Origin of the sequence: Lachnoclostridium sp. An118, assembly GCF_002160985.1 — a bacterium.
GTDB lineage: Bacteria > Bacillota > Clostridia > Lachnospirales > Lachnospiraceae > Claveliimonas > Claveliimonas stercoravium.
Map to the genome: position 1 here is coordinate 66,744 of NZ_NFLQ01000015.1, position 21,089 is coordinate 87,832.

A 21,089-nucleotide genomic window follows, 5' to 3' on the forward strand; every position below is an offset into this window, starting at 1 on the left:
GATGGCAGACTGAAGGAGACAGGAGGAGCAGCTATGAAAGGGACAGAGTGGAAGGCCATACGTGGGGATATCACGGGGATCACAGATGTGGATGCCATTGTCAATGCGGCCAATACAAGCCTTTTGGGGGGAGGAGGTGTGGATGGCGCCATTCACCGAAGCGCCGGCCCCGGACTTCTGGAGGAGTGCCGCACTCTCCACGGATGCCCCACCGGGGAGGCGAAGCTTACAGGGGCTTACAGACTTTCATGTAAATATGTGATACACACGCCGGGGCCAGTCTGGCGGGGAGGGGGCCATGGAGAGAGGGAATTGCTGGCCTCCTGCTACAGGTCCTGCCTGGAGCTGGCTGTGGAGAACGGTGTGAGAAGGATTGCTTTTCCATCCATATCGACAGGCGTGTATCATTTTCCTGTGGAAGAGGCAGCCAGGATCGCCGTGGGCGCGGCTGAAAGATTTGTCAGGGAGTATCCGGGAAGGCTGGATTTAGTCGAGTGGGTGCTGTTTGATGACAGGACCTGGCGGATCTATACAAACGAGCTGGATAAAAGAATGGGGAAAGGCGAGGGAAACTGATTGGAAGCAGAGCAGAAGAGGAACGCATTAAAAACATATTTTGGATACGACACCTTTCGTCCCGGCCAGGAGGAGATCATAGACCAGATCCTCTCTGGGCGGGACGTGCTGGCTGTCATGCCCACTGGGGCAGGGAAATCCATCTGCTACCAGCTGCCGGCCCTCCTCCTGCCTGGAACGGCGATAGTTGTCTCTCCTCTCATCTCGCTGATGATGGACCAGGTAAAGGCACTCAATGAGGCGGGAGTGCATGCGGCCTATATCAACAGCTCCCTCTCGGAGAGGCAGACGGCCAGGGCGCTGGAGCTGGCGAAGGAGGGGCGGTACAAGCTCATCTATGTGGCGCCGGAGCGGCTGGAAACGCGGAGATTCCTGGATTTTGCCTGCCATGCGCAGATATCCATGATCACTGTGGATGAGGCCCACTGCATTTCCCAGTGGGGACAGGACTTCAGACCCAGCTATGTACGGATACGCTCCTTTGTCCGCCAGCTTCCCCTGCGGCCGGTGGTCTCTGCCTTCACGGCCACGGCTACAGAGAAGGTCAGGCAGGATATCCTGACCTCCCTTGAGCTGGTCCGCCCCTGTGAGACGGTAGCCGGGTTTGACAGGCCAAATCTTTATTTTGAGGTGCAGAGGGCCAGAGATAAGAAGGAGCGGGTGCGCCGGTACCTGGCAGAGCACAGCCGGGAGAGCGGGATTATTTACTGTGCCACGAGAAAAGCGGTGGATGAGCTGTATCTCTGGCTGGAAAATGCCGGGTTTTCCGTAGGGAGATACCATGCCGGCATGAGTGCCGACGCGAGGAGGCGGAGCCAGGAGGACTTCATATATGACCGCACCCGTGTGATCATTGCCACCAATGCCTTCGGGATGGGCATTGACAAGTCCAATGTCCGATTTGTGCTCCACTATCATATGCCCCAGAGCATGGAGAATTATTACCAGGAGGCCGGGAGGGCCGGCCGTGACGGAGAGCCGGCGGAGTGCATCCTCTACTACTCACCGCAGGACACTATGATCGGGCGGCTTCTGCTGGAGAGCAGGGAGCTGGATGAGGAGTACACAGAAGAGGAGAGGAGGATGATACGTGAGCAGGACGCGGTGCGGCTGCGGAAAATGGAGGGCTACTGTACCACCACAGGATGCCTGCGCGCATACATTCTCCGCTATTTCGGAGAAAGTGCGGAGGACAGTTGCGCAAGCTGCGGAAATTGTATGACGGAATTTGAGCAGATGGACGCCACGGAGGCGGCTGCTGATGTGGTCCGGTGTGTGCGTGCCTGCGGTCAGCGATTTGGCCAGAGCATGATCGCGGGCACACTCCTGGGAGAGAGCACAGCCAGGATACGGGACAGAGGCATGGATAAGAGCCCTGTCTACGGAAAGCAGAGCAAGCTGGGAAAGGCCCGCGTGCAGGATGTGATCCGCACCATGCTGGAGAGAGGGTACCTCTGTCAGTCAAAAGATAAGTATTCACTTCTGAGGCTGACAGAGAGCTCGGAAAGACTGCTGGAGCAGACGCAGCCCTTCTGCATTTCTTATAAGAGGGAAGAGGAGAAGGCGGGGAGGAAGACGAAGGCGTCCGGGGCCCCGGGAGGCCGGTCTGACCAGGTGGCTGACCTGACCGAAGGGCAGCAGGCGCTCTTTGAGGAGCTGAGAAAAACGCGCATGCTGCTTGCTGGCAGGAAAAGGATCCCTCCTTATATGGTGGCCTCGGATAAGACTCTGAGGGATATGTGTGTCAGGAGGCCCCGCAGCCAGGAGGAGCTGCTGGATGTAAATGGAATGGGGGAGAAAAAGGTAAAGCAGTATGGGGAGGCGTTCCTGAAGGTCCTTCTTGGCTATGGACCGTAAACTGCTGGGAAAATCGCCGGCATCATGTTATGATTAAAGAATAGGAAAACGGCATCCGGGCATCTGACATCACAAAATGAATGAGAATCATGGAGGAGAGAACAGTGAAATACGCAGACGCGAATGTGATCAAGATCAAACATGCAGTACTGGAGGAGGTGGCGAGGCTTGCCTTTGCGGGGGAGCTGGAAGAGAGAAAGGAAGACATCCCATTTACCCTGATACCGGGACCCACGGCTCAGTTCCGCTGCTGTATCTACAAGGAGAGGGAGATCATCCGGCAGAGAGTGAGGCTGGCGGAAGGGAAGGCACCGGGACCGGTGGACGACGGGAATGTGATCCAGGTCATCAGCTCCGCCTGTGAGGACTGCCCTATTTCCAGCTATACAGTTACGGAGAATTGCCAGAACTGTCTGGGAAAGGCATGCATGAATGCCTGTAAATTCGGAGCGATCGAGAGGGGGCGTCACCGCACCCACATCGATGCCTCCAAGTGCAAAGAGTGCGGCAGGTGCGCCGAGGAATGTCCCTACAATGCCATCGCCCATTTGAAACGTCCCTGTAAATTCAGCTGCCCGGTGGACGCTATCTCCTATGATGAGTACGGCATCTCCGTCATTGATGAGGAAAAATGTATCCGGTGCGGAAGATGTATCCACAGCTGTCCGTTTGGGGCTATCGGATCCAGGACATGGATCGTGGATGTGATCGAGGCTATCAGGGCAGGAAAGCATGTGTATGCCATGGCTGCCCCGGCTACAGAAGGGCAGTTCGGCCAGGAGATCACCATGGCAAGCTGGCAGAACGCCATGAGGGAGCTGGGCTTCACTGAGTTTGTGGAGGTGGGGCTGGGCGGAGACCTGACGGCCAAGAGCGAGGCGCAGGAGTGGCTGGAAGCCTATGAAGAGGGAAAGAAAAAGGTGACATCCTGCTGTCCGGGATTTGTCAATATGGTGCGCAGGCACTATCCGGAGCTGGATGGCGCCGTGTCCACCACCGTGTCCCCCATGTGCGCTGTGTCCAGGCTGATCAAGGCAAAGGACCCGGAGGCGGTGACTGTGTTCATCGGCCCCTGTATCGCCAAGAAGTCCGAGGTAGTGGACCAGAAGATTGAGGGAAACGCAGATTACGTGCTTACATACAGTGAGATCCGGGCGATGATGCGGGCAAAGGGCGTGAGGCTGGAGCCGGCGGAAAATACGTACCAGGAGTCCTCTGTATTTGGAAAGCGGTTTGGCAATTCCGGCGGCGTCACAGCGGCCGTGCTGGAGAGTCTGAAGGAATCTGGCAGCGATGCGGATATCAAGGTCCGCAGGGCAAACGGGGCGGCAGAGTGCAAGAAGGCGCTGCTCCTCTTAAAGGTGGGCCGGCTCCCGGAGGACTTTATCGAGGGCATGGCCTGCGAGGGCGGCTGCGTGGGAGGCCCCAGCTCCTTTAAAGACCAGATGCTGGCGAAGAAGTCAAGGGATGCGCTGATCCAGGAGGCGGATGACAGGGGCATCTATGACAACCTGAAAAATTACGACGAGACATCCTTCTCTATGCACAGGTAGGAGAGACGGGAGGAGAAAAATGAAGGAAACGATCAGCATTAAGGACATCAAAGGCATCAGGATCGGACAGACAGAGGACCCGGAGGGAGGCACCGGCTGTACGGTCTTCCTCTCGGAGGCCGGGATGGCGGCGGGAATGGACGTGCGGGGCGGCGGTCCTGCGTCCAGAGAGTCAGAGCTTCTGAAGCCCCTGGCGGCTGCCCAGGAGATCCATGCCATCGTGCTGGCCGGGGGAAGCGCCTTTGGGCTGGGAGCTGCCGATGGCGTGATGCAGTATCTGGAGGAGAGAGGGATTGGATTTGACGTGGGAGTGACGAAGGTTCCCCTTGTTTGCCAGTCGGACCTTTTTGACCTCACAGCGGGTGATCCCGGAGTCAGGCCGGACCGGGCCATGGGCTATGAGGCCTGCCTGCGGGCTGAGGAGGAAAACTACAGAGACGGAAACTATGGCGCGGGCTGCGGTGCCACTGTGGGGAAATTTGCGGGCATGGACTACTGCATGAAGTCCGGTATCGGCAGCTGTGCCCTTCAGGTCGGAGAGCTCCAGGTGGGTGCCGTGGTGGCTGTCAACGCCCTGGGCGATATCTACGACTGGAGAAGCGGCCAGAAGCTGGCCGGTCTGCTGGCGGAGGACAGGCGCTCCTTCCGCCGGACAGAGGACCTGATGTATGCGGATACCCGGACAGTAGAGAATAAATTTACGGGTAATACGACGATCGGCGTTGTCATCACAAATGCCGATTTCCAGAAGGCTTCTCTCTGTAAGATCGCGGGCATGGCCCAAGACGGCTACGCCCGCTCCATAAGACCGGTCCACACCACAGCGGACGGAGACAGCATTTACGCCGTCTCAGTGAGAGACGCTGAGGGGAAGAAAGTGTCTGCAGACCAGGATTTGGTGGGAACGCTGGCAGCGGAGGTGATGAGCGAGGCCATCACCGCGGCAGTGAAAAGCGCCCGGAGCGCTTATGGGCTTCCTGCCTGGGAGGACATTTCATAGAACAGCAGATTGTGCTCCCCGCGTCAATATGGTAAACTGTAGGAAAAACAGAAGAAAAGACAGGGGGATACTATGCCAGTATTTGATTTCAATAACACGCCGGAGGAGTCAAAGGCTCCCCGGTGTACCTATACAGTCTTTTACTCCAGCCACTCTCAGGCGGGGCCTGAGCATCCCATGCTCGTGCTGGACAACAGCGCCGGAAAGCTGAAGCACCACTCAAACGGCGCTTTTACCAACCCGGTCCGGAAGACAGCCTTTGAGTTTAAGACGGAGGAGGGCACAGTCAGCGCGGATATCCTGCAGATCGACGCCCGCTTTGTGAGCCTGCTGAAATGGCTGGGGGAGAACCACATCAACGTGCGCCTCTCCGGTGTGGTCCGGGAGGACGGCTACGCTGTGTACAAGATACGTGAGATTGCTTTTGGAGGGGGAGCCAAGCTGTCAGCAGAGGATGGATTCCTGCAGTTTATGATCGAGCGCCTTCTCTCCAGCGATGCGCCCTCGGAGGAGGAGCCCGATGAGGACGAGGAGGAGACTGGGGACAGCATGAAGCTGACCAGCATCCAGAGCATTACGGATTTCATGAACTGTGCGGGGAGGACCCTGCCCGACAACATCCGGCTCTGGGCCAGGAGGAACCTGGCTGTAGCCCGGTCCAACGAGGTGTCCGCAGAGGAGCGTCGCCATGCCCAGAGAGCGCTCTCTATTATGATGAACATCCAGTGGAAGGGGAACTATTTTGAGTCCATCGACCCGGTGGAGGCCCGCCGTATCCTGGATGAGGAGCTCTACGGCATGGAGCAGGTGAAGCAGCGTATCATCGAGACCATCATCCAGATAAACAGGACCCATACCCTGCCCGCCTACGGCCTGCTGCTTATCGGGCCTGCCGGGACGGGAAAGTCCCAGATCGCCTATGCAGTGGCCAGGATACTGAAGCTGCCCTGGACTACCCTGGATATGAGCTCCATCAATGACCCGGAGCAGCTCACCGGAAGCTCCAGGATCTACGCCAACGCCAAGCCCGGGATCATCATGGATGCCTTTTCCATGGCAGGGGAGTCCAACCTGGTCTTTATCATCAATGAGCTGGACAAGGCGGCTGCAGGGAAAGGGAACGGCAATCCGGCGGATGTGCTCCTGACCCTCCTGGACAACCTGGGATTTACGGACAACTATATCGAGTGCATGATCCCCACGGTGGGCGTATATCCCATCGCCACCGCCAACGACAGGGAGCAGATCAGTGCGCCTCTCATGTCCAGGTTTGCCGTCATCGAGATACCGGACTACACGCCGGAGGAGAAGAAGGTCATCTTCTCAGAATACGCCCTCCCGAAGGTGCTGAAGAGGATCGGCATGGAGAAGGAGGAGTGCAGCCTGACACAGGACGGCCTGGAGGCTGTCATTGACCTGCACAGGAACACGAGCGGTATCCGGGACCTGGAACAGGCTGCGGAGCACATTGCCGCCAACGCTCTGTATCAGATTGAGGTGGACCATGTGAGGTCTGTCACGTTTGATGCTAAAATGGTGCGAAGGCTCCTCGGGTGATCGCGGAAAAATAAAAGGGAACAGTCCGGAATGAATATGGATTTCCGGACTGTTCTGCTATCCGAAAGGAGAGAGCGGACAGAGTATGACAGATTTAAACTGGACAGCCTGCTATCTGATCCTGGTCAATATAGCTGCGTTTGCGGCATTTGGGATTGACAAGAGGAAGGCTGTCAGACACAAGTACCGGATCCCGGAGGCCACTCTGCTGGGACTGGCCCTCATAGGAGGGGCCGCCGGAGCTCTGGCGGGCATGCACCTGTTTCACCACAAGACAAGGAAGCCTTTGTTCCGGGCCATCCCGGTGCTGCTGGCAGCCCAGATAGTGCTTTTGCTCTTCTTCTAAAGCCCTGCCTGAAGCTGCCGGGAGAAGGACGGACCGAACAGGGAAAGAAGACGAAATATAGACAGAAAAACAGAGGAGACATACGGCTATGGGGAATACAATAGAGATCAGGGATCTTTCCGCAGGGGAGCTGGACGTCTATGCCCGGCTGACGGAGGCCCAGCTCCTGAACAGGGACAGGCCGCAGGATGGGCTTTTCATCGCAGAGAGCCCCAAGGTCGTCAGGAGGGCCCTGGACGCAGGCTATGAGCCGGTCTCCATTCTGACAGAGGACAGACATATAAACGGGGAGGCGCGGGAGGTGCTTGAAAGATGCCCGGATATCCCGGTTTACACGGCACCCTTTGAGGTGTTGACACAGCTCACCGGATACAAGCTGACCCGGGGACTTCTCTGCGCCATGCGCCGCAGGCCTCTGCCCCGGGTGGAGGAGCTGTGCAGGGACGCGCGCCGCATCGCCGTCCTGGAAAATGTCATGAATCCCACTAACGTAGGCGCCATCATCCGGTCTGCGGCTGCTCTCAATATGGACGCAGTCCTCCTGACGCCGGGGTGCAGCAACCCTCTGTACCGGAGGGCGGCCCGGGTCAGCATGGGGACGGTCTTCCAGATCCCCTGGACCTTCCTGGGGGAAGAGGAGGCGGGGGCCTGGCCACGGGAGGGGATGGACTATCTGAAATCCCTGGGATTTTCCACTGCCTCCATGGCTCTCCACGATGAGTCCGTGGACATCGACGACCCGGTCCTCCGTCAGGAAGAAAAGCTGGCCCTCATTCTCGGGACCGAGGGGGAGGGACTGCAGGAGGAGACCATAGCCGCCTCGGATCACACCATCAAGATCCCCATGAGTCACGGCGTGGACTCCCTGAATGTGGCGGCTGCCAGCGCGGTAGCCTTCTGGGAGCTGGGAAGATGACTGGAAGGAGGAAGATGAGATGCGGATAGCAGTGCTTTCGGACACTCACGGGCTTCTGCGCCCGGAGGTGAAGAAGATCATCGGGACATGTGAGGCAGTGCTCCATGCGGGGGATATCAATTCCCGGAAGGTCATTGATGAGATGAAGGACGCAGCGTCTCCGGACGTGCCCTTTTATATTGTGAGGGGGAACAATGACAAGGAGTGGGCCCGGTCCCTTCCCCTTTATCAGGAGTTCAGCCTGGCCGGGATGAATTTCTATATGGTGCACAGCAAGAGAGATATCCCGGAGGATTTGGGCGACAGGCAGATTGTTATTTTCGGACATTCCCACAAATATCTGGAGGAAATCCGGGACGGGCGTCTCTGGCTTAATCCGGGGAGCTGCGGAAAGAGGCGGTTCAACCAGGATATCACCATGGCAGTCCTGACTGTCCGGGAGGACGGCTGGCATGTGGAGAGGATCGATATTCCCCACGAAGCCGTCCTGGATAAAGGCCCAGGGAGGCGGAGGCAGGAGAAAGAACACGGAGCAGATGACAGGCCAGATTGCGGGGCAGATACCACCATAGGATACTATGACAGGCACGCGGAGGAGTTCCTGTCTGACACAGCCGGAGCTGATCTCTCGGAAATCCAGGATATCTTCCTTGATCTTCTCCCGGAGAAGGCGCTGATCCTGGATTTTGGCTGCGGGTCAGGAAGAGACGCGAAATATTTCCTGAAAAGGGGATACCGCGTGGAGGCAGCGGACGGTTCTGTCAAAATGTGCAGGGCGGCGGAAGAGCTTGCGGGGATTCCCGTAAGACAGATGCGTTTTCAGGAGCTGAGGGAGGAGAAAAAATACGATGGGATCTGGGCCTGCGCCTCTGTCCTCCACCTGTCAAAGGACGAACTTGGGGATGTTTTTCAGAGGATGAGCAGGGCTCTGAAAGGCGGCGGGATCCTCTACGCATCCTTTAAATACGGTTCCTTTGAGGGGGAGAGGAGGGGGCGGCATTTTACAGACTTTACCGAGGAGTCCTTTCAGGCCTTCAGCGGGCGGCTGGAGGAGCTGTCTCTGGAGAGGATGTGGCTGACAGAGGATGTGAGACATGGAAGGAGCGGCGAGGCATGGCTCAATGTCTTGTTGCGGAAAGAGGATTTGGATTGACAATCCAGTGATATAGGAGAAAAACAGAGTAGGAAAGGAAGTGTTCACTATGAGACTGTTTATCGCCATACGTCTCTCCGACGGCATGCAGAAGGCCCTGGTGTCCTGCATGCACGATCTGAAGAAGCAGGGGGTGGAGGGAAACTATGTCCCCGCCCAGAACCTGCACATGACGCTGGCCTTTATCGGGGAGTATGACGATCCGGGAAAGGTAAAGGAAGTGATCGGGAAGGTGCCTCTGCCCGGCTTCAGGCTGGCCCTCTCCGAGAAGGGGAATTTCGGCAACATCCTGTGGGCCGGGGTGAAGGGAAACCAGAAGCTGAAGGCCTATGTGAAGGAGCTGAGGGAGGCCCTGAAGGAGAATGGGATTCCCTTTGAAAATGACAGGTTTGTGCCCCACATCACGCTGGTCCGGAAGATTTCCGCCCAAAAGCCCTACCAGGTCCATCTCCCGAAGGCAGAGATGACGGTGGAGAGAGCGTCTCTCATGAAATCGGAGACGAAGAACGGAAAAGTGGTTTACCGGGAGCTATAGGGCATGGATGAAGACAAGTGGGACAGGCTTTTAAAGATACGGACAGCCGGGCGGGACGACTCGCAGGCGGACCAGTACCGGTATCCCTATGAGCCCACGCCCTACTCTGTGCTGGAGAGGCTGGCCAATTCCGGGTATATCCGGAAGAGGAACACACTGCTGGATTACGGCTGCGGCAAGGGGCGGGTGGATTTCTTTCTGGCCTGGCAGACAGGGTGCCGGACGATTGGCGTGGAGTACGACGAGAGGATATTTGAAAAGGCGCGGGACAATGCGAGGACGGCAGCCCGGGCGGAGAGAACAGAGTTTGAGCTGGCGGATGCGGAGCATTTTCCGGTTCCTGAGCAGGTGGACCGGATTTATTTTCAGTGACTATAAAGGAGGACAATATGGCCAGGATCAGGATCATAAAGAAGAATGACGAGTTCAATTCAGAATATGACATTGGCGACATTTTTGAGATAACAGGCACCTGGTACGGGGGCGTGCACATTACCGGGAAGTCGGGAATCCCGGTTTCCCTGGATAAGGATGAGTATATGGAGCTGGACACAGAGCCTGAGCCGGATGATGAGGAAAACAAAGAGCCAGATGAGGAAAATGCAGAGCCGGGTGGCGAGACGGCCGGGGAGAAGACCGGGGAAAGGGCTCCAAAGAGGGATATCCGGGCAGGCGACATTGTGCGGCATTTTAAGAGGGAGTGGGTGTCTCAGGAGACATCAGAGTATCTCTACAAGGTGCTTGCCTTTGCGCAGCACACGGAGACGGGGGAGCGTCTGGTGATCTACCAGGCTCTGTACGCCCCGTTTAAGATCTGCGCCAGGCCTTACGCCATGTTCATGAGTCTGGTGGACAGAGAGAAGTATCCGGATGTAAAGCAGACATACCGGTTTGAGAAGCTGGAGGTGTGAGACGGTGGCACAGGAAAAGACAAAGGAGCTGTACAGGCTCCTCCTTGAGAAGGGATATCCGAAGGAGTTCTGCGCTGAGATCGCCTGCAAAAATATGAATACAGACTTCACAGCAGGCAGGATGCTGGGATATCTGCACCGGGTCGGCAATCCCAGGATCGAGGACCTGGTGGATGAGATGCTGGCAATCTTAAGCGACAGGCAGCAGATCATGCAGAAGAAGGAGATGGAGCAGGCCCAGGCAGTGATGAATGATGTGTACAGGAATGGACTGTAGAGTCAGAAGACAGAAGCAGCAGAAAGAAGCAAGAAAAGGGGAGGTGAGCCTTTATGGCGCTCTACGCATTAGGAGACCTGCATCTGAGCTTTCAGGCCGACAGATCCATGGATAAATTCGGGAGAGTGTGGCGGCACCATGAGCGCAAGATTGAGAAGTATGTCCGGCAGATCGTAAAGCCGGAGGATACACTTGTGCTCACCGGCGACCACTCCTGGGGGAGGAAGCTGCCCGAGTGCCGGGAGGACCTGGCGTTTATAGAGAGGCTTCCCGGCCGCAAGATCCTTCTTCGGGGAAACCACGATATGTTCTGGGACGCAAAGAAGACGGAGAGTCTGAATGAAGAATTTAAGGGTAGGCTTTTTTTCCTCCAGAATAATTTTGCGGTATACCAGGATCACGCCCTGGTGGGAACGAAGGGCTGCACATTTGAGGGCCCCTTCTATCTGGACGGCAGGGGCCGCATCCTGGGATGGGATGAAGAGAGCGAGGCCCGGGCAAAGAAGCTGGTGGCAAGGGAGATGACCCGGCTGCGCAGCTCTTTTTCGCAGGCCCGGGATGCTGGTTACCGGAAGTTCATTATGTTCCTGCACTACCCGCCCACCAGCATACTGGAGGAGACTTCCCCCTTCACAGAGATAGCGGAAGAGTATCAGGTGACCGCTGTCGTGTACTCCCACTGTCACGGGGAGAGCCGCTTCGGGGACAGCATCCGGGGAGAATACCGGGGTATCCGGTACATGCTGGTGTCGGGCGATTGTCTGGGCTTCCGGCCGGCGGAGGTGCTGCCTTAGGGGGAAACCCTGCAAGCCGGTTTTCCTTTTGGGGACGTTTTGGTCTCCTGCCGTGAAAAATCCGTTCAAAAAGGCGGCTCCATGTGATAAAATAGGCTGGAAAACAACAGGGAGGATTTTGAAGATGAAAATAGCAGTGACCTATGATAAGGGAAACATATTTCAGCATTTTGGAAGGACAGAAGCTTTTAAAGTGTACCAGGCGGAAGATGGCAAGGTGGTTTCCAGCGAGATACTTAGCTCCAACGGCACCGGCCATAGCGCGCTGGCCGGACTTCTGGCAGACCAGTCGGTGGATGTGCTGATCTGCGGCGGCATCGGCGAGGGAGCCCAGGCAGCCCTTAAGGAGGCGGGCGTGGAGCTGTGCGCCGGCGCCGAGGGAGACACGGACCAGGCAGTGGAGGCCTATCTGAGAGGAGAGCTTGTCTCCACAGGGGCAAACTGTGACCACCATCACGGGGAGGAGCACGACTGCGGAGAGCACGGAGAGGCTGAAGAGGGGCATTCCTGCGGCGGTGGCTGCGGGTCAGGCTGCGGTGGCGGCTGCGCGGGCGGATGCGGCTCACAGCCGGCCATCACCGGGCGTAATGTGGGAAAGACATGCCGCACCCACTACAGAGGGACCTTCGATGACGGGACCCAGTTCGACTCTTCCTATGACAGGGGAGAGCCGCTGGAATTTATCTGCGGCGCAGGCCAGATGATCCGGGGATTTGATCAGGCTGTGGCTGACATGGAGGTGGGACAGGTGGTGGATGTCCACCTGATGCCGGAGGAGGCCTACGGCATGCCGGACCCCAGCGCTGTCTTTACAGTTGAGATTGCCCAGCTCCCGGGCTCAGAAGAATTGGAGGCAGGGCAGCAGGTGTATCTGACCAATCCATACGGACAGCCATTCCCGGTGAAGGTGGTGGCTAAGGATGAGACCACGGTCACCTTTGATGCCAACCACGAGATGGCGGGCAGGGAGCTGAACTTCCGGATCGAGCTGGTGGAGGTAAGATAGGCAGGATGGGATGCGTATATTTTGTCCGCCACGGACAGACTGTGTGGAATGTGGAGAATAAAATCTGCGGCGCCACGGATATTGAGCTGACAGAGCTGGGACACCGGCAGGCCGTTGAGACTGGAGAGAAGATACTGGCGGAGGGGATACAGGCCGATGAAATCCTGTACTCCCCCCTTGTCCGGACGGCTGAGACAGCCCGCCACATCTCGGAGATCACCAAGATCCCCCGGCGGATGGAGCCCCGCCTGAGGGAGCAGAATTTTGGAAAGTGGGAGGGGACATCCCGACACGGAGCCGAGTTCCAGAAGGCGAAGGAGGACTTCTGCTGCCGCTATGACGGCGGGGAGTCCATGCTGCAGCTGGCCCAGAGAGTCTATGACCTGCTGGACGAGATTAAGGCAGAGGCAGAGGAAAAGACCTATATCCTGGTGGCACACAACGGGATTTCCAGAGTGATCCAGTCCTATTTTTTTGATATGACAAATGCGGAGTACGCTGCCTTTGGTGTGGAAAACTGCGCAGTGCGCAGGTATGTATTCTAAGTTATTTCTTTAACTGAAAATATGCTGCAAAACGGGAGGGGACGCTGATGAGAGACTCAAAAGCGCCCTCTTCTTTAATGCACCCGTTTTCCATATAAAGGATTTTGTCATACTTTTTCAGCAGGTCCTCATCCAGATGGTGAGTGACTGTGATGAGAGTCAGATCCTGCAGCTTTAACAATCTGTTTTCAATATCATACGCTGTCTGCCTGTCAATGGCGGAAGTACCCTCATCTAATATGAGGATGGGCTTGCTCCTGATCAGGGCGCGGGCGACTGCGATCCGCTGCTTCTGCCCGCCGGAGAGGTTTGAACCGTTTTCTCCGACCTGATACTGCAGGCCCTCCGGAAGCCCTGACAGGAATTCGGTCAGTCCGCTCTCATCCGTGGCTTTTTTGATCATTTCCCCGGGATAGTCCTCATGCAAGCAGATGTTATCGTATATGGACTCGTCAAACATGTAAATATTCTGATGGATCGTCGATGACAGCTGTGCCACCGTATCCGGGTCTGTCCTGTGAAGCTCCGTATTGTCATACAGGATTTCCCCTCTGTATGTGGAGTAGCAGCCGGACAAAAGCTTGATAAGTGTACTCTTTCCGCAGCCGCTCTTCCCGACAAGGACATATTTCTTTCCTCTTTCAATGGTACAGTTCACACCGGATAAGACCTCCTTCTGACCGTCGTAAGAAAAGGAAAGCTCGTTTGCGCATATGCAGTTCTGACAGGAGGCCGGGACTCCTTTCCTGGACAGAGCCGCAGGGAAATTTGCTGTCTCTTTCAGCTTTTCGATGATCGGCTGCATGCTTTTCATCTTGGGAATGTTCGTAAATATCATGACAAGAGGGTTGGCCAGATTGCTGCTCACCTGTACCATGCCTAACAGGGTTCCCACAGTTATGCGTCCGGTAATGATAAAATACGCGGATAGAAAAAGGACTACGATCTGAACCATAAGGGAGAGAAATGCGGACACCCCTTCGTTTAGCGCGAGCAGCCTGTCAACGCTGTATTTAGACCGGGCTGTCTCTTTATTTTCTCTGTCAAATCTCTGCGCGGCGTACTCTTTCATGGAATAGGACTTTATGACCTCAAATCCGGACAGAATGTCTTTCAGGCTGACTGTGAAGGCTGCCAGCTTGGAGGAAAAGCTGTTCTGCCTTATCTCCAGCGACCTGCCAAGCAGACCTGGAATGAGGAACATGACTGCAATTGCCATGGTTACAAAAATTGTGACAATGAGGTCAAAGCAGATCATCAGCACAAAGGAGGAGATGAATATGACCGTGTACTGCACGACCTCGAAAAGAGGCAGCAGAAAATTCTCCTCCAGCATTTTCACATCATTTGTCATGACAGAAATGTAATCCGCGGTATTTTTCCTGTAAAAATCTTCCATATTCCGAGCCATCGTTCCCCGGAACATATCTGAGCGGATCTGGTAAATGATCCGGCAAACCACCTTTTTGCTGAGCAGAGACTGGAGATAGAGAAACATCCCCAGCAGCGCAAAATAGGCAATGGAAAATACAACAATCTGCAGAAACTGCCGGATATCTCTTTCAACAGCTATATCAAGCAGCTGCTGGAGAAGGACAGCCATGAAAACATACCCTAAAGAGGCGATCACGCTTGTGAAAAGTGTCAATGCAAATAAAATTTTATTTTGTTTTATATAAGGTCTCATAAATTCCTCCTTTATTTATACATGTAGCATGTATGTATATAGGTAAAAATAAAACTGCCAAAAGGCAATCTTATTTTCCTATGCATGCTGTCTGCACAGCTCAACGATTTCATCGTCAATCACCGGAAGTCCCAGCTTGTCCATGATGTTTTTGATCATTAAAAATTTTTCCCATGTCTCCTCCGGTGTCATTGGATATATGGTGGGGATGGACCAGAAATTTGTTAAAAGGACAAACAGCTCTGCCAGCAATTTTGCGTGCTCTGTCTTTATGGAGCCATCCTGTATCCCTTCCTCTATCAGCTCCTGGTACATGGGCGCCAGCTCCTGATTGCTTTCCACCAGCTTCTTCAGAAAGGCCGGACTTCCCATAAGCTGCATGGAGGCCATGCTCAGCTGATGGTGTTCGGTGTCATCAAAGGACGTTTTCAGAACAAATTTCAGCTTTTCCAGGCCATTCAGCTCTGTGTGCTCTTTGGCCCTTTCAAAGGGATTGCTCTCATTAAAAAGCTTTTCACATAAAGCGTCAAACACTTCTTCCTTTGACTTGAAATGATGGTAAAAGGCCCCTCTTGTCAGGCCGCCCATTTCACCGATGATGTCTAATACGGTTGTTTCCTCGTACCCTTTTTCCAAAAATAATTTTAAAGAAGCGTCTAGGATTTTCTGGACTGTTTCCTCCGGATATTTGTTTCGCGGCAAGAGCCCACCTCCTTACATGCATTGTGTATGTATATCGTATCATGCATGTTGCATGTATGTCAATAGGATTTTCGTGCTTTCAACTCTGGACTGCTGATATTGGATCATACGAAAAGGGACAATCATATTATCACGATAACGTTGCTGTTGTTCCGATAAAAGGGTATATTATTACGTGAGGAAAATTATGAGTTGTATATTTTGACGTTGGATAACTTGTTAAATCTGACTTTTGAATTTTATCTCAATGAGTTTATCGGGAAAAGGACGGGCATATTCTGGGGGAATATACGTTGAAAGGAATATATGATAAGATGTGGAGTGTTATCTCCTAACAATCAGAAAAACAATCATAAAAAAATACGATTGATTTTCTGCGCGTTTTTGGCTATAATATAAATAGTAAGATTGGAAAGGAAGCGCTGTGTATGCGTGAAACGAGAACAACGGAGTTCAAGGAAAAGATTACAAATACATTTTTAAAAACAGTAAGTGCCTTTTCGAATTACGAAGGTGGAGAAATCTATTTTGGTATTGATGACAACGGCAATATCAAAGGATTGCCGGATGTAAAACAAGCGTGCCTGGACATTGAAAACAAAGTTAATGACAGCATTACTCCGCAGCCCGATTACACATTGGAATTGCAGAATAATGATAGAACGATAAAATTGACTGTAAAAAGTGGGAGTCATAAGCCATATTTATATAAATCAAAAGCCTACAAACGAAATGATACTGCAACAATAGAGGTTGACACACTGGAGTTGTCAAGACTGATTTTAGAAGGGAAAAATATTAGATTTGAAGAATTGCCCTGTGAAGATCAAGAACTGACGTTTGATATTTTATGCGAAAAATTAAAAGAATATATTCAGATTGAAACTTTTAATCAAGATACCTTGAAAACGCTGAATTTATATAACAGCGCCACTGGATATAATAATGCAGCTGGTATTTTGGCTGATAAAAATCATTTTCCGGGAATTGATATTGTGAAATTCGGTGAAAACATCAGTGTGATCCATAAGAGAGCAACATTTGATCATATATCCATTTTGGAAGTCTACGAAAAGACGGCAGAGGTGTTCAAGGATTATTATGAATATGAAGAAATACAAGGCCCTGAAAGGAAAAAGATAGAAAAAATACCGGAGGCTGCCTTTCGAGAAGCGATTGCAACCGCACTGATCCACAGAGCGTGGGATGTGGATTCGCAGATTAAAGTTTCGATGTTTGATGACAGGATAGAAATTGTTTCTCCGGGAGGATTGCCTTCTGGAATAAGAGAAGATGAATATTTATCGGGGAAACTTTCGGTTTTAAGAAATAGAAATCTGGCAAATGTATTTTACAGGCTGGGGTTTGTCGAAATATTCGGCACAGGAATCACAAGGATAAAACAGCTCTATGAAGAAGGCTTGATACAGCCGGATTTTGAAGTGTCGGAAAACACAATCAAGATTGTACTTCCGGTTTTTGAGAAAAACCTGAATTTAACGGAAGATGAAAGAAAAATATATAAGCTTTTAAGTCGGACAATGTTGAAATCAATTAGCGAAATAGCTCCTTATGTGGAGTTTGGAAAATCAAAGACAACACAGTTACTGAAACAAATGGGTAAAAAAGGCGTCGTGAAAATTGAAGGAAGGGGAAGAGGTACTAAGTATGCGATAAAGTAATAATTGTGATGAAGAAGAAACATTTGCATATAAGCAGAAATACGAACATCATTAAAATTCTTTTTATCTACCACGGCAGTATCTTGAAAAATTCCGGAAAAGCCTGTAAAATCAATAGTTTCACGGCGAGGAAAGGCGCTTACTACACCACTACTACACCATTTTTGAAAGAGCCTCGATGTGATATTCTATAAAGGAAAAGAGAAAAATAAATGTTTTTATCAGAAGATGAATTTGAAAAAAATAAAAATGCTGTTCTGAAAGATAAGACTATTAGACAGTTATTAGAAACGCTTACAGAAATCAGAGATTTTCTTAACGAGTTAGGATATTTGACTTTTGGAAGGGATTTTTCAGTTATCCGAATAACGGGTGTAATTGAAGGAAATATTGTTTTGGAGTCTGCATCAAGAACAATGGAAAGTATTCGTTGCTGTTGCATGAGTGGAAATTTTGCAGATGCGTATACCCTTTTAAGAAAATTTAGAGATGATTTGTTTTATTATTTATACCTACTTGTAGTAGCAGACAAAAGTGATTTGACTAAATTTGTAGAGTTAGATAAATTAAGCTCAGATGAAAAGAATATATGGGAATGGGCGCATAATAAGCAAAAGGATTTATATATAGGTTCTGTATTAAAATGTATTGCATTACATCCTTCCGCTAAAAAGGCAATTAAAATCTATGGATTAAAGGAGTCTTTTGATAAAATTGCTGATAATTTAAACAATTATGTACATTCGAATGGATATTTCTTTTATAATGAGCCGTATTCTAAATTGATTGTCAAACAGAAGATTGAGGAAAAATGCAATGGGATGTCTGAGATGACAATATACATTACAATTACCTTCCTGTTTTTAATGGTACTTATACGTCCATTGTTGATTATGTCATATGATTATATTGATTATCTGGATTGTGGAGATGTTCCACCAGAAGGCTCCCAATATTGGGTAGCGCCGTTTGTATCGCAATTTTTTGAAAAGTATAAAAATGTATTAGATGAAAATATCATTAACTACTTAAGAGAAAATACGGAAATGCAAATATAAATTAGTCCAAAAGAGAACAGTAATGTACTCGATAAAACTGGGCTTTATTGATATGGATAGTGAGCAATTAGCTGATGGAATGAGATTTACTCCAATGAAATTTGAGAGGTACAGGGACGATGGAATACAGAATTGATGATAAAATGCTTAACGCTTCGGTATTTCTTACATTTGTAAAACAAGTATGGCCGGGAGATTATGATATTGAAAAGACGAAAAATGCTTTAGATAAAACTCTAAATATAACTGCTTATGATGGGAAAAAACTTGTGGGTTGCCTGCGTATTCTTTCAGACGGATATTTCTTCGGAACGATTACCGAGCTACTTATACTTCCAGAGTATCAGAAGCAAGGGATAGGAAGCCGACTTCTCCAACTTGCCAAGGAGAACACACCCACCATGCTGTATTTTGGTTCACAGCCGGGAATTGAAGCATTTTATGAAAAGAATGGCTGCCAAAAGAGTTTACAATCTTATATGATAGAGAAAAAATAATATTAACGCAGAAAGTTGCCGTTGCAGGAACACTCATTCCCACAACGGCAGTTTTCATTTTCTCTTGTGCCGGAAATTGAATGGGCTGTTTTTGATGTTTGGCACTTTTGACAGTATCCTTTTCAATATCTTCTATTCATCCGCGATAGCTTGTAAAAGTCAAAGCCGAGTGTATTGAAAATGATCGCCATAAAGTAACATATAAGAATTTTGATAGACAGCTTTTCAACTATTCCGTTTGAAGTAACTACTAAGACATAGTATAATGTGAGAAAAAGCAAAGGCGGTACAACCATGAAAAGTAAAATGCTTTCTCAAAGCGTTGCAGATAATATATTAACAATGATAACTGTTGAAAAACGCTTTTCTGCCGGGGAGAAGCTTCCAAATGAATTGGATTTAGCAGAAGAATTGAATGTGAGCCGTACCACTCTCCGGGAAGCAATACGTATATTAGTTGCCTATGGAGTTTTGGAAATTCAACGGGGAAAAGGAACTTATGTCACAGACAATGCGTTTAGACAATCAGAAGATTTAGAACAGCTATCTAATATCAAAGTAAATGCAAAAGACCTTTATGAAATGCGTCTTATTTTTGAACCGGAAGCTGCCTACTATGCGGCAATCAGAGGCACAGACGCAGAGATAAAAAGAATTTTAGACTATGGCAGGCGTATCGAAGATGAAATCCGACAAGGTAAAGACAGGACAAAAGACGAGCACGCTTTTCATAAGGCGATTGCACAAGCTACTCATAATGAGTTTATGAATAAACTCATGCCTATTCTGTATCAGGCAATTTCCAAGGGAGTAGTGTTGTCAACGCAAAGTGACCGGGCAATTTCCGATACGGTAAACGACCACAAAATGATAATGGAGTTTTTGGAGCAGCGTAACGCAGAGGGAGCCAGAAACGCCATGAAAATTCATATCATGCACGCTATCAAAGAATTAGGGATTGACTAAGAGAATGTGCTTGCCAGTAACCGGCAGGCACTTTTTTTAGAGCAAGACATAGTATGTCTCATTGACATCATACAACAATAGATGTATTATATCTGTATAGCCCCGTATTCGCCACAAGACCAAAGGAGGAAAGCAATGAGATTTATTGACTTATCTACATGGGACAGAGCCATGCACTACCAAGCGTTTAGAAACAGTGTGCAACCACAATATTGTGTTACATTTGATTTGGATATTACCAATTTTCTTCCAAAAATCAAGGCTAAAGGATATTCTTTTACCTTTGCATTTGTTTACGCAGTTACAAAATGTGCGAACCAGATAGAAGCCTTTCGTTGCCGGTTTGTAGACGGGAAACCCGCCGTATTAGATACGGTCAACACTTCTTTTACCTACTTAAAGAAAGGCACAGAGCTTTTCAAAGTTGTTAATGTACCAATGCAGGACAGCATGGAAGAATATGTAGCATTAGCCAAAGAAACCGAAGCAAATCAGACGGTGTATTTTACAGGCCCTATGGGAAATGACATTTATCAGTTTTCGCCTTTCCCGTGGGTATCGTACCGTCATATATCCCATACGGACTCTGGTAACAAAAATAATGCTACGCCACTATTTGATTGGGGGAAATTTTACAAAAAGGACGGGAAAATACTTCTGCCATTCTCTGTTCAAGTCCACCACTCATTTGTGGACGGAATACACATCGGGAAATTAGCTGAATTATTGCAAAATTATCTTTCTAATTTCTCATAAGGCTGTATAGCAAATCCAGTCGAGCCAGTCAATGATAAAATGAACGCCGCTTCGCGTTGTCGTTGACAGCTCCGTCCGCCTTTGCTGGCCGTCAATCAAGGAGCGACAGCTAGGAGTGCTGCCGCCCCGCACTATTATTCAGAGAGGGGGAATTTCCATGACCGAAGATGAAGCCTACAAAGTGCATATCCAGTACACATTCAACGCTTTTTGCAAGATTGTCATTCGTCACGCAGCCATAGATAAAATTTTGAAGCTGCGCCGTAGATGGGAACGGGAAATCTCCCTTGACTATCTGATGAATGAGAAGTTTGTCCAGCTTGCCGAGCCGGAGCAGCTTGAAGAATATCTTTTTACCGCCTGCGGCCAGACCGCCGTTCTGTACCATGCGGAACTTGCCGCCGCCCTTGCCCTTCTGCCGGAGCAGACACAGGAAGAAATTTTCCGCTATTACTTTCTGCGCCAGACGCAGCGAGTGATCGGCGTACATATTGGACGGACACGCAGCACAGCGGGGCGGCATATCCAGCTTGCTTTGCAGCGGCTGCGGCGGCTCATGGAGGGAAAAGACCATGAGTAAACTTCTCCCCTATGAAAGGTAGTGTCAAATACTACCTGTTTTTTTGTATCTAAATTCTATAGAAACCTTGATTTTTAGGGAAATCTTCAATAAAAAGAGCATTGACCTCCCTTTTCTGGTATAATGTCTATCGCC

The 21,089-nt window shown here is 50.7% G+C and carries 23 protein-coding genes; 21 read left to right on the forward strand and 2 right to left on the reverse strand.

Features of this window, described 5'->3' with window-relative positions:
• Positions 1 to 33: 33 nt before the first annotated feature.
• The 15 genes from B5E62_RS12600 (at position 34) to B5E62_RS12670 (ending at position 13,026) form a co-directional block, all read left to right on the forward strand.
• Complete coding sequence (locus B5E62_RS12600; RefSeq protein ID WP_087174898.1) at positions 34 to 576, forward strand: O-acetyl-ADP-ribose deacetylase; 543 nt, start codon at positions 34 to 36, stop codon at positions 574 to 576.
• Positions 577 to 2,433 carry a DNA helicase RecQ gene (recQ, locus tag B5E62_RS12605; protein ID WP_087174899.1) on the forward strand — a complete coding sequence of 619 codons (1,857 nt, stop codon included), beginning with the start codon at positions 577 to 579 and terminating at the stop codon, positions 2,431 to 2,433.
• Between the two features lie 89 nt (positions 2,434 to 2,522).
• Positions 2,523 to 3,986 carry a 4Fe-4S dicluster domain-containing protein gene (locus B5E62_RS12610; protein ID WP_087174925.1) on the forward strand — a complete coding sequence of 488 codons (1,464 nt, stop codon included), beginning with the start codon at positions 2,523 to 2,525 and terminating at the stop codon, positions 3,984 to 3,986.
• A 19-nt stretch (positions 3,987 to 4,005) separates the two neighbouring features.
• Positions 4,006 to 4,986 carry a P1 family peptidase gene (locus B5E62_RS12615; protein WP_087174900.1) on the forward strand — a complete coding sequence of 327 codons (981 nt, stop codon included), beginning with the start codon at positions 4,006 to 4,008 and terminating at the stop codon, positions 4,984 to 4,986.
• Positions 4,987 to 5,058: 72 nt separating this feature from the next.
• Positions 5,059 to 6,543 carry an AAA family ATPase gene (locus tag B5E62_RS12620; protein ID WP_087174901.1) on the forward strand — a complete coding sequence of 495 codons (1,485 nt, stop codon included), beginning with the start codon at positions 5,059 to 5,061 and terminating at the stop codon, positions 6,541 to 6,543.
• A gap of 85 nt (positions 6,544 to 6,628) precedes the next feature.
• On the forward strand, positions 6,629 to 6,889 hold the full coding sequence (locus B5E62_RS12625) for a DUF1294 domain-containing protein (protein ID WP_087174902.1): 261 nt from the start codon (positions 6,629 to 6,631) through the stop codon (positions 6,887 to 6,889).
• A gap of 88 nt (positions 6,890 to 6,977) precedes the next feature.
• Positions 6,978 to 7,805 (forward strand): TrmH family RNA methyltransferase, encoded by an 828-nt coding sequence (locus B5E62_RS12630; RefSeq protein WP_087174903.1) that lies wholly within the window; start codon positions 6,978 to 6,980, stop codon positions 7,803 to 7,805.
• Between the two features lie 19 nt (positions 7,806 to 7,824).
• Complete coding sequence (locus B5E62_RS17580; protein ID WP_330398129.1) at positions 7,825 to 8,958, forward strand: YfcE family phosphodiesterase; 1,134 nt, start codon at positions 7,825 to 7,827, stop codon at positions 8,956 to 8,958.
• Between the two features lie 49 nt (positions 8,959 to 9,007).
• On the forward strand, positions 9,008 to 9,493 hold the full coding sequence (gene thpR, locus B5E62_RS12640) for an RNA 2',3'-cyclic phosphodiesterase (RefSeq protein WP_087174904.1): 486 nt from the start codon (positions 9,008 to 9,010) through the stop codon (positions 9,491 to 9,493).
• A gap of 3 nt (positions 9,494 to 9,496) precedes the next feature.
• The gene (locus B5E62_RS12645) at positions 9,497 to 9,865 is read left to right on the forward strand and encodes an SAM-dependent methyltransferase (protein ID WP_087174905.1); all 369 of its coding nucleotides are present in this window, start codon (positions 9,497 to 9,499) and stop codon (positions 9,863 to 9,865) included.
• Between the two features lie 17 nt (positions 9,866 to 9,882).
• Positions 9,883 to 10,404 (forward strand): DUF1653 domain-containing protein, encoded by a 522-nt coding sequence (locus B5E62_RS12650; protein ID WP_087174906.1) that lies wholly within the window; start codon positions 9,883 to 9,885, stop codon positions 10,402 to 10,404.
• A 4-nt stretch (positions 10,405 to 10,408) separates the two neighbouring features.
• Positions 10,409 to 10,681 (forward strand): hypothetical protein, encoded by a 273-nt coding sequence (locus B5E62_RS12655; protein WP_087174907.1) that lies wholly within the window; start codon positions 10,409 to 10,411, stop codon positions 10,679 to 10,681.
• 53 nt (positions 10,682 to 10,734) lie between these two features.
• Positions 10,735 to 11,475, forward strand: coding sequence for a metallophosphoesterase (locus B5E62_RS12660; protein ID WP_087174908.1), 741 nt, complete (start codon positions 10,735 to 10,737; stop codon positions 11,473 to 11,475).
• A gap of 124 nt (positions 11,476 to 11,599) precedes the next feature.
• On the forward strand, positions 11,600 to 12,481 hold the full coding sequence (locus tag B5E62_RS12665; protein ID WP_087174909.1) for an FKBP-type peptidyl-prolyl cis-trans isomerase: 882 nt from the start codon (positions 11,600 to 11,602) through the stop codon (positions 12,479 to 12,481).
• A 5-nt stretch (positions 12,482 to 12,486) separates the two neighbouring features.
• Positions 12,487 to 13,026: a histidine phosphatase family protein gene (locus B5E62_RS12670; RefSeq protein ID WP_087174910.1), complete on the forward strand. Its 540-nt coding sequence runs from the start codon at positions 12,487 to 12,489 to the stop codon at positions 13,024 to 13,026.
• Between the two features lies 1 nt (position 13,027).
• Here the strand turns inward: B5E62_RS12670 and B5E62_RS12675 are convergent, their stop codons facing one another.
• Together B5E62_RS12675 and B5E62_RS12680 are read right to left on the reverse strand one after the other, a co-directional pair.
• Positions 13,028 to 14,713 carry an ABC transporter ATP-binding protein gene (locus B5E62_RS12675; RefSeq protein WP_087174911.1) on the reverse strand — a complete coding sequence of 562 codons (1,686 nt, stop codon included), beginning with the start codon at positions 14,711 to 14,713 and terminating at the stop codon, positions 13,028 to 13,030.
• Positions 14,714 to 14,791: 78 nt separating this feature from the next.
• A complete protein-coding gene (locus tag B5E62_RS12680; RefSeq protein ID WP_087174912.1) occupies positions 14,792 to 15,415 on the reverse strand; it encodes a TetR/AcrR family transcriptional regulator in 624 nt (207 codons plus the stop codon).
• 428 nt (positions 15,416 to 15,843) lie between these two features.
• Between B5E62_RS12680 and B5E62_RS12685 the strand changes: the two genes are divergently transcribed.
• The 6 genes from B5E62_RS12685 (at position 15,844) to B5E62_RS12715 (ending at position 20,954) form a co-directional block, all read left to right on the forward strand.
• The gene (locus B5E62_RS12685; RefSeq protein ID WP_087174913.1) at positions 15,844 to 17,097 is read left to right on the forward strand and encodes an ATP-binding protein; all 1,254 of its coding nucleotides are present in this window, start codon (positions 15,844 to 15,846) and stop codon (positions 17,095 to 17,097) included.
• Positions 17,098 to 17,309: 212 nt separating this feature from the next.
• Complete coding sequence (locus tag B5E62_RS12695) at positions 17,310 to 18,155, forward strand: hypothetical protein (protein WP_087174915.1); 846 nt, start codon at positions 17,310 to 17,312, stop codon at positions 18,153 to 18,155.
• A 119-nt stretch (positions 18,156 to 18,274) separates the two neighbouring features.
• A complete protein-coding gene (locus B5E62_RS12700; protein ID WP_087174916.1) occupies positions 18,275 to 18,652 on the forward strand; it encodes a GNAT family N-acetyltransferase in 378 nt (125 codons plus the stop codon).
• A gap of 294 nt (positions 18,653 to 18,946) precedes the next feature.
• Positions 18,947 to 19,618 carry a FadR/GntR family transcriptional regulator gene (locus B5E62_RS12705; protein WP_087174917.1) on the forward strand — a complete coding sequence of 224 codons (672 nt, stop codon included), beginning with the start codon at positions 18,947 to 18,949 and terminating at the stop codon, positions 19,616 to 19,618.
• Between the two features lie 135 nt (positions 19,619 to 19,753).
• A complete protein-coding gene (locus tag B5E62_RS12710; RefSeq protein ID WP_087174918.1) occupies positions 19,754 to 20,374 on the forward strand; it encodes a CatA-like O-acetyltransferase in 621 nt (206 codons plus the stop codon).
• Positions 20,375 to 20,531: 157 nt separating this feature from the next.
• Positions 20,532 to 20,954 (forward strand): sigma-70 family RNA polymerase sigma factor, encoded by a 423-nt coding sequence (locus B5E62_RS12715; protein WP_087174919.1) that lies wholly within the window; start codon positions 20,532 to 20,534, stop codon positions 20,952 to 20,954.
• The last annotated feature ends 135 nt before the right edge of the window (positions 20,955 to 21,089 follow it).

Bases quoted from the DNA above. Each gene is read 5' to 3' on its own strand.
- B5E62_RS12600 (WP_087174898.1), top strand. From the start codon at position 34: ATGAAAGGGACAGAGTGGAAGGCCATACGTGGGGATATCACGGGGATC.
- B5E62_RS12610 (WP_087174925.1), top strand. From the start codon at position 2,523: ATGGAGGAGAGAACAGTGAAATACGCAGACGCGAATGTGATCAAGATC.
- B5E62_RS12615 (WP_087174900.1), top strand. From the start codon at position 4,006: ATGAAGGAAACGATCAGCATTAAGGACATCAAAGGCATCAGGATCGGA.
- B5E62_RS12620 (WP_087174901.1), top strand. From the start codon at position 5,059: ATGCCAGTATTTGATTTCAATAACACGCCGGAGGAGTCAAAGGCTCCC.
- B5E62_RS12625 (WP_087174902.1), top strand. From the start codon at position 6,629: ATGACAGATTTAAACTGGACAGCCTGCTATCTGATCCTGGTCAATATA.
- B5E62_RS12630 (WP_087174903.1), top strand. From the start codon at position 6,978: ATGGGGAATACAATAGAGATCAGGGATCTTTCCGCAGGGGAGCTGGAC.
- B5E62_RS17580 (WP_330398129.1), top strand. From the start codon at position 7,825: ATGCGGATAGCAGTGCTTTCGGACACTCACGGGCTTCTGCGCCCGGAG.
- thpR (WP_087174904.1), top strand. From the start codon at position 9,008: ATGAGACTGTTTATCGCCATACGTCTCTCCGACGGCATGCAGAAGGCC.
- B5E62_RS12645 (WP_087174905.1), top strand. From the start codon at position 9,497: ATGGATGAAGACAAGTGGGACAGGCTTTTAAAGATACGGACAGCCGGG.
- B5E62_RS12650 (WP_087174906.1), top strand. From the start codon at position 9,883: ATGGCCAGGATCAGGATCATAAAGAAGAATGACGAGTTCAATTCAGAA.
- B5E62_RS12660 (WP_087174908.1), top strand. From the start codon at position 10,735: ATGGCGCTCTACGCATTAGGAGACCTGCATCTGAGCTTTCAGGCCGAC.
- B5E62_RS12665 (WP_087174909.1), top strand. From the start codon at position 11,600: ATGAAAATAGCAGTGACCTATGATAAGGGAAACATATTTCAGCATTTT.
- B5E62_RS12670 (WP_087174910.1), top strand. From the start codon at position 12,487: ATGGGATGCGTATATTTTGTCCGCCACGGACAGACTGTGTGGAATGTG.
- B5E62_RS12675 (WP_087174911.1), bottom strand. From the start codon at position 14,713: ATGAGACCTTATATAAAACAAAATAAAATTTTATTTGCATTGACACTT.
- B5E62_RS12685 (WP_087174913.1), top strand. From the start codon at position 15,844: ATGCGTGAAACGAGAACAACGGAGTTCAAGGAAAAGATTACAAATACA.
- B5E62_RS12695 (WP_087174915.1), top strand. From the start codon at position 17,310: ATGTTTTTATCAGAAGATGAATTTGAAAAAAATAAAAATGCTGTTCTG.
- B5E62_RS12700 (WP_087174916.1), top strand. From the start codon at position 18,275: ATGGAATACAGAATTGATGATAAAATGCTTAACGCTTCGGTATTTCTT.
- B5E62_RS12705 (WP_087174917.1), top strand. From the start codon at position 18,947: ATGAAAAGTAAAATGCTTTCTCAAAGCGTTGCAGATAATATATTAACA.
- B5E62_RS12710 (WP_087174918.1), top strand. From the start codon at position 19,754: ATGAGATTTATTGACTTATCTACATGGGACAGAGCCATGCACTACCAA.
- B5E62_RS12715 (WP_087174919.1), top strand. From the start codon at position 20,532: ATGACCGAAGATGAAGCCTACAAAGTGCATATCCAGTACACATTCAAC.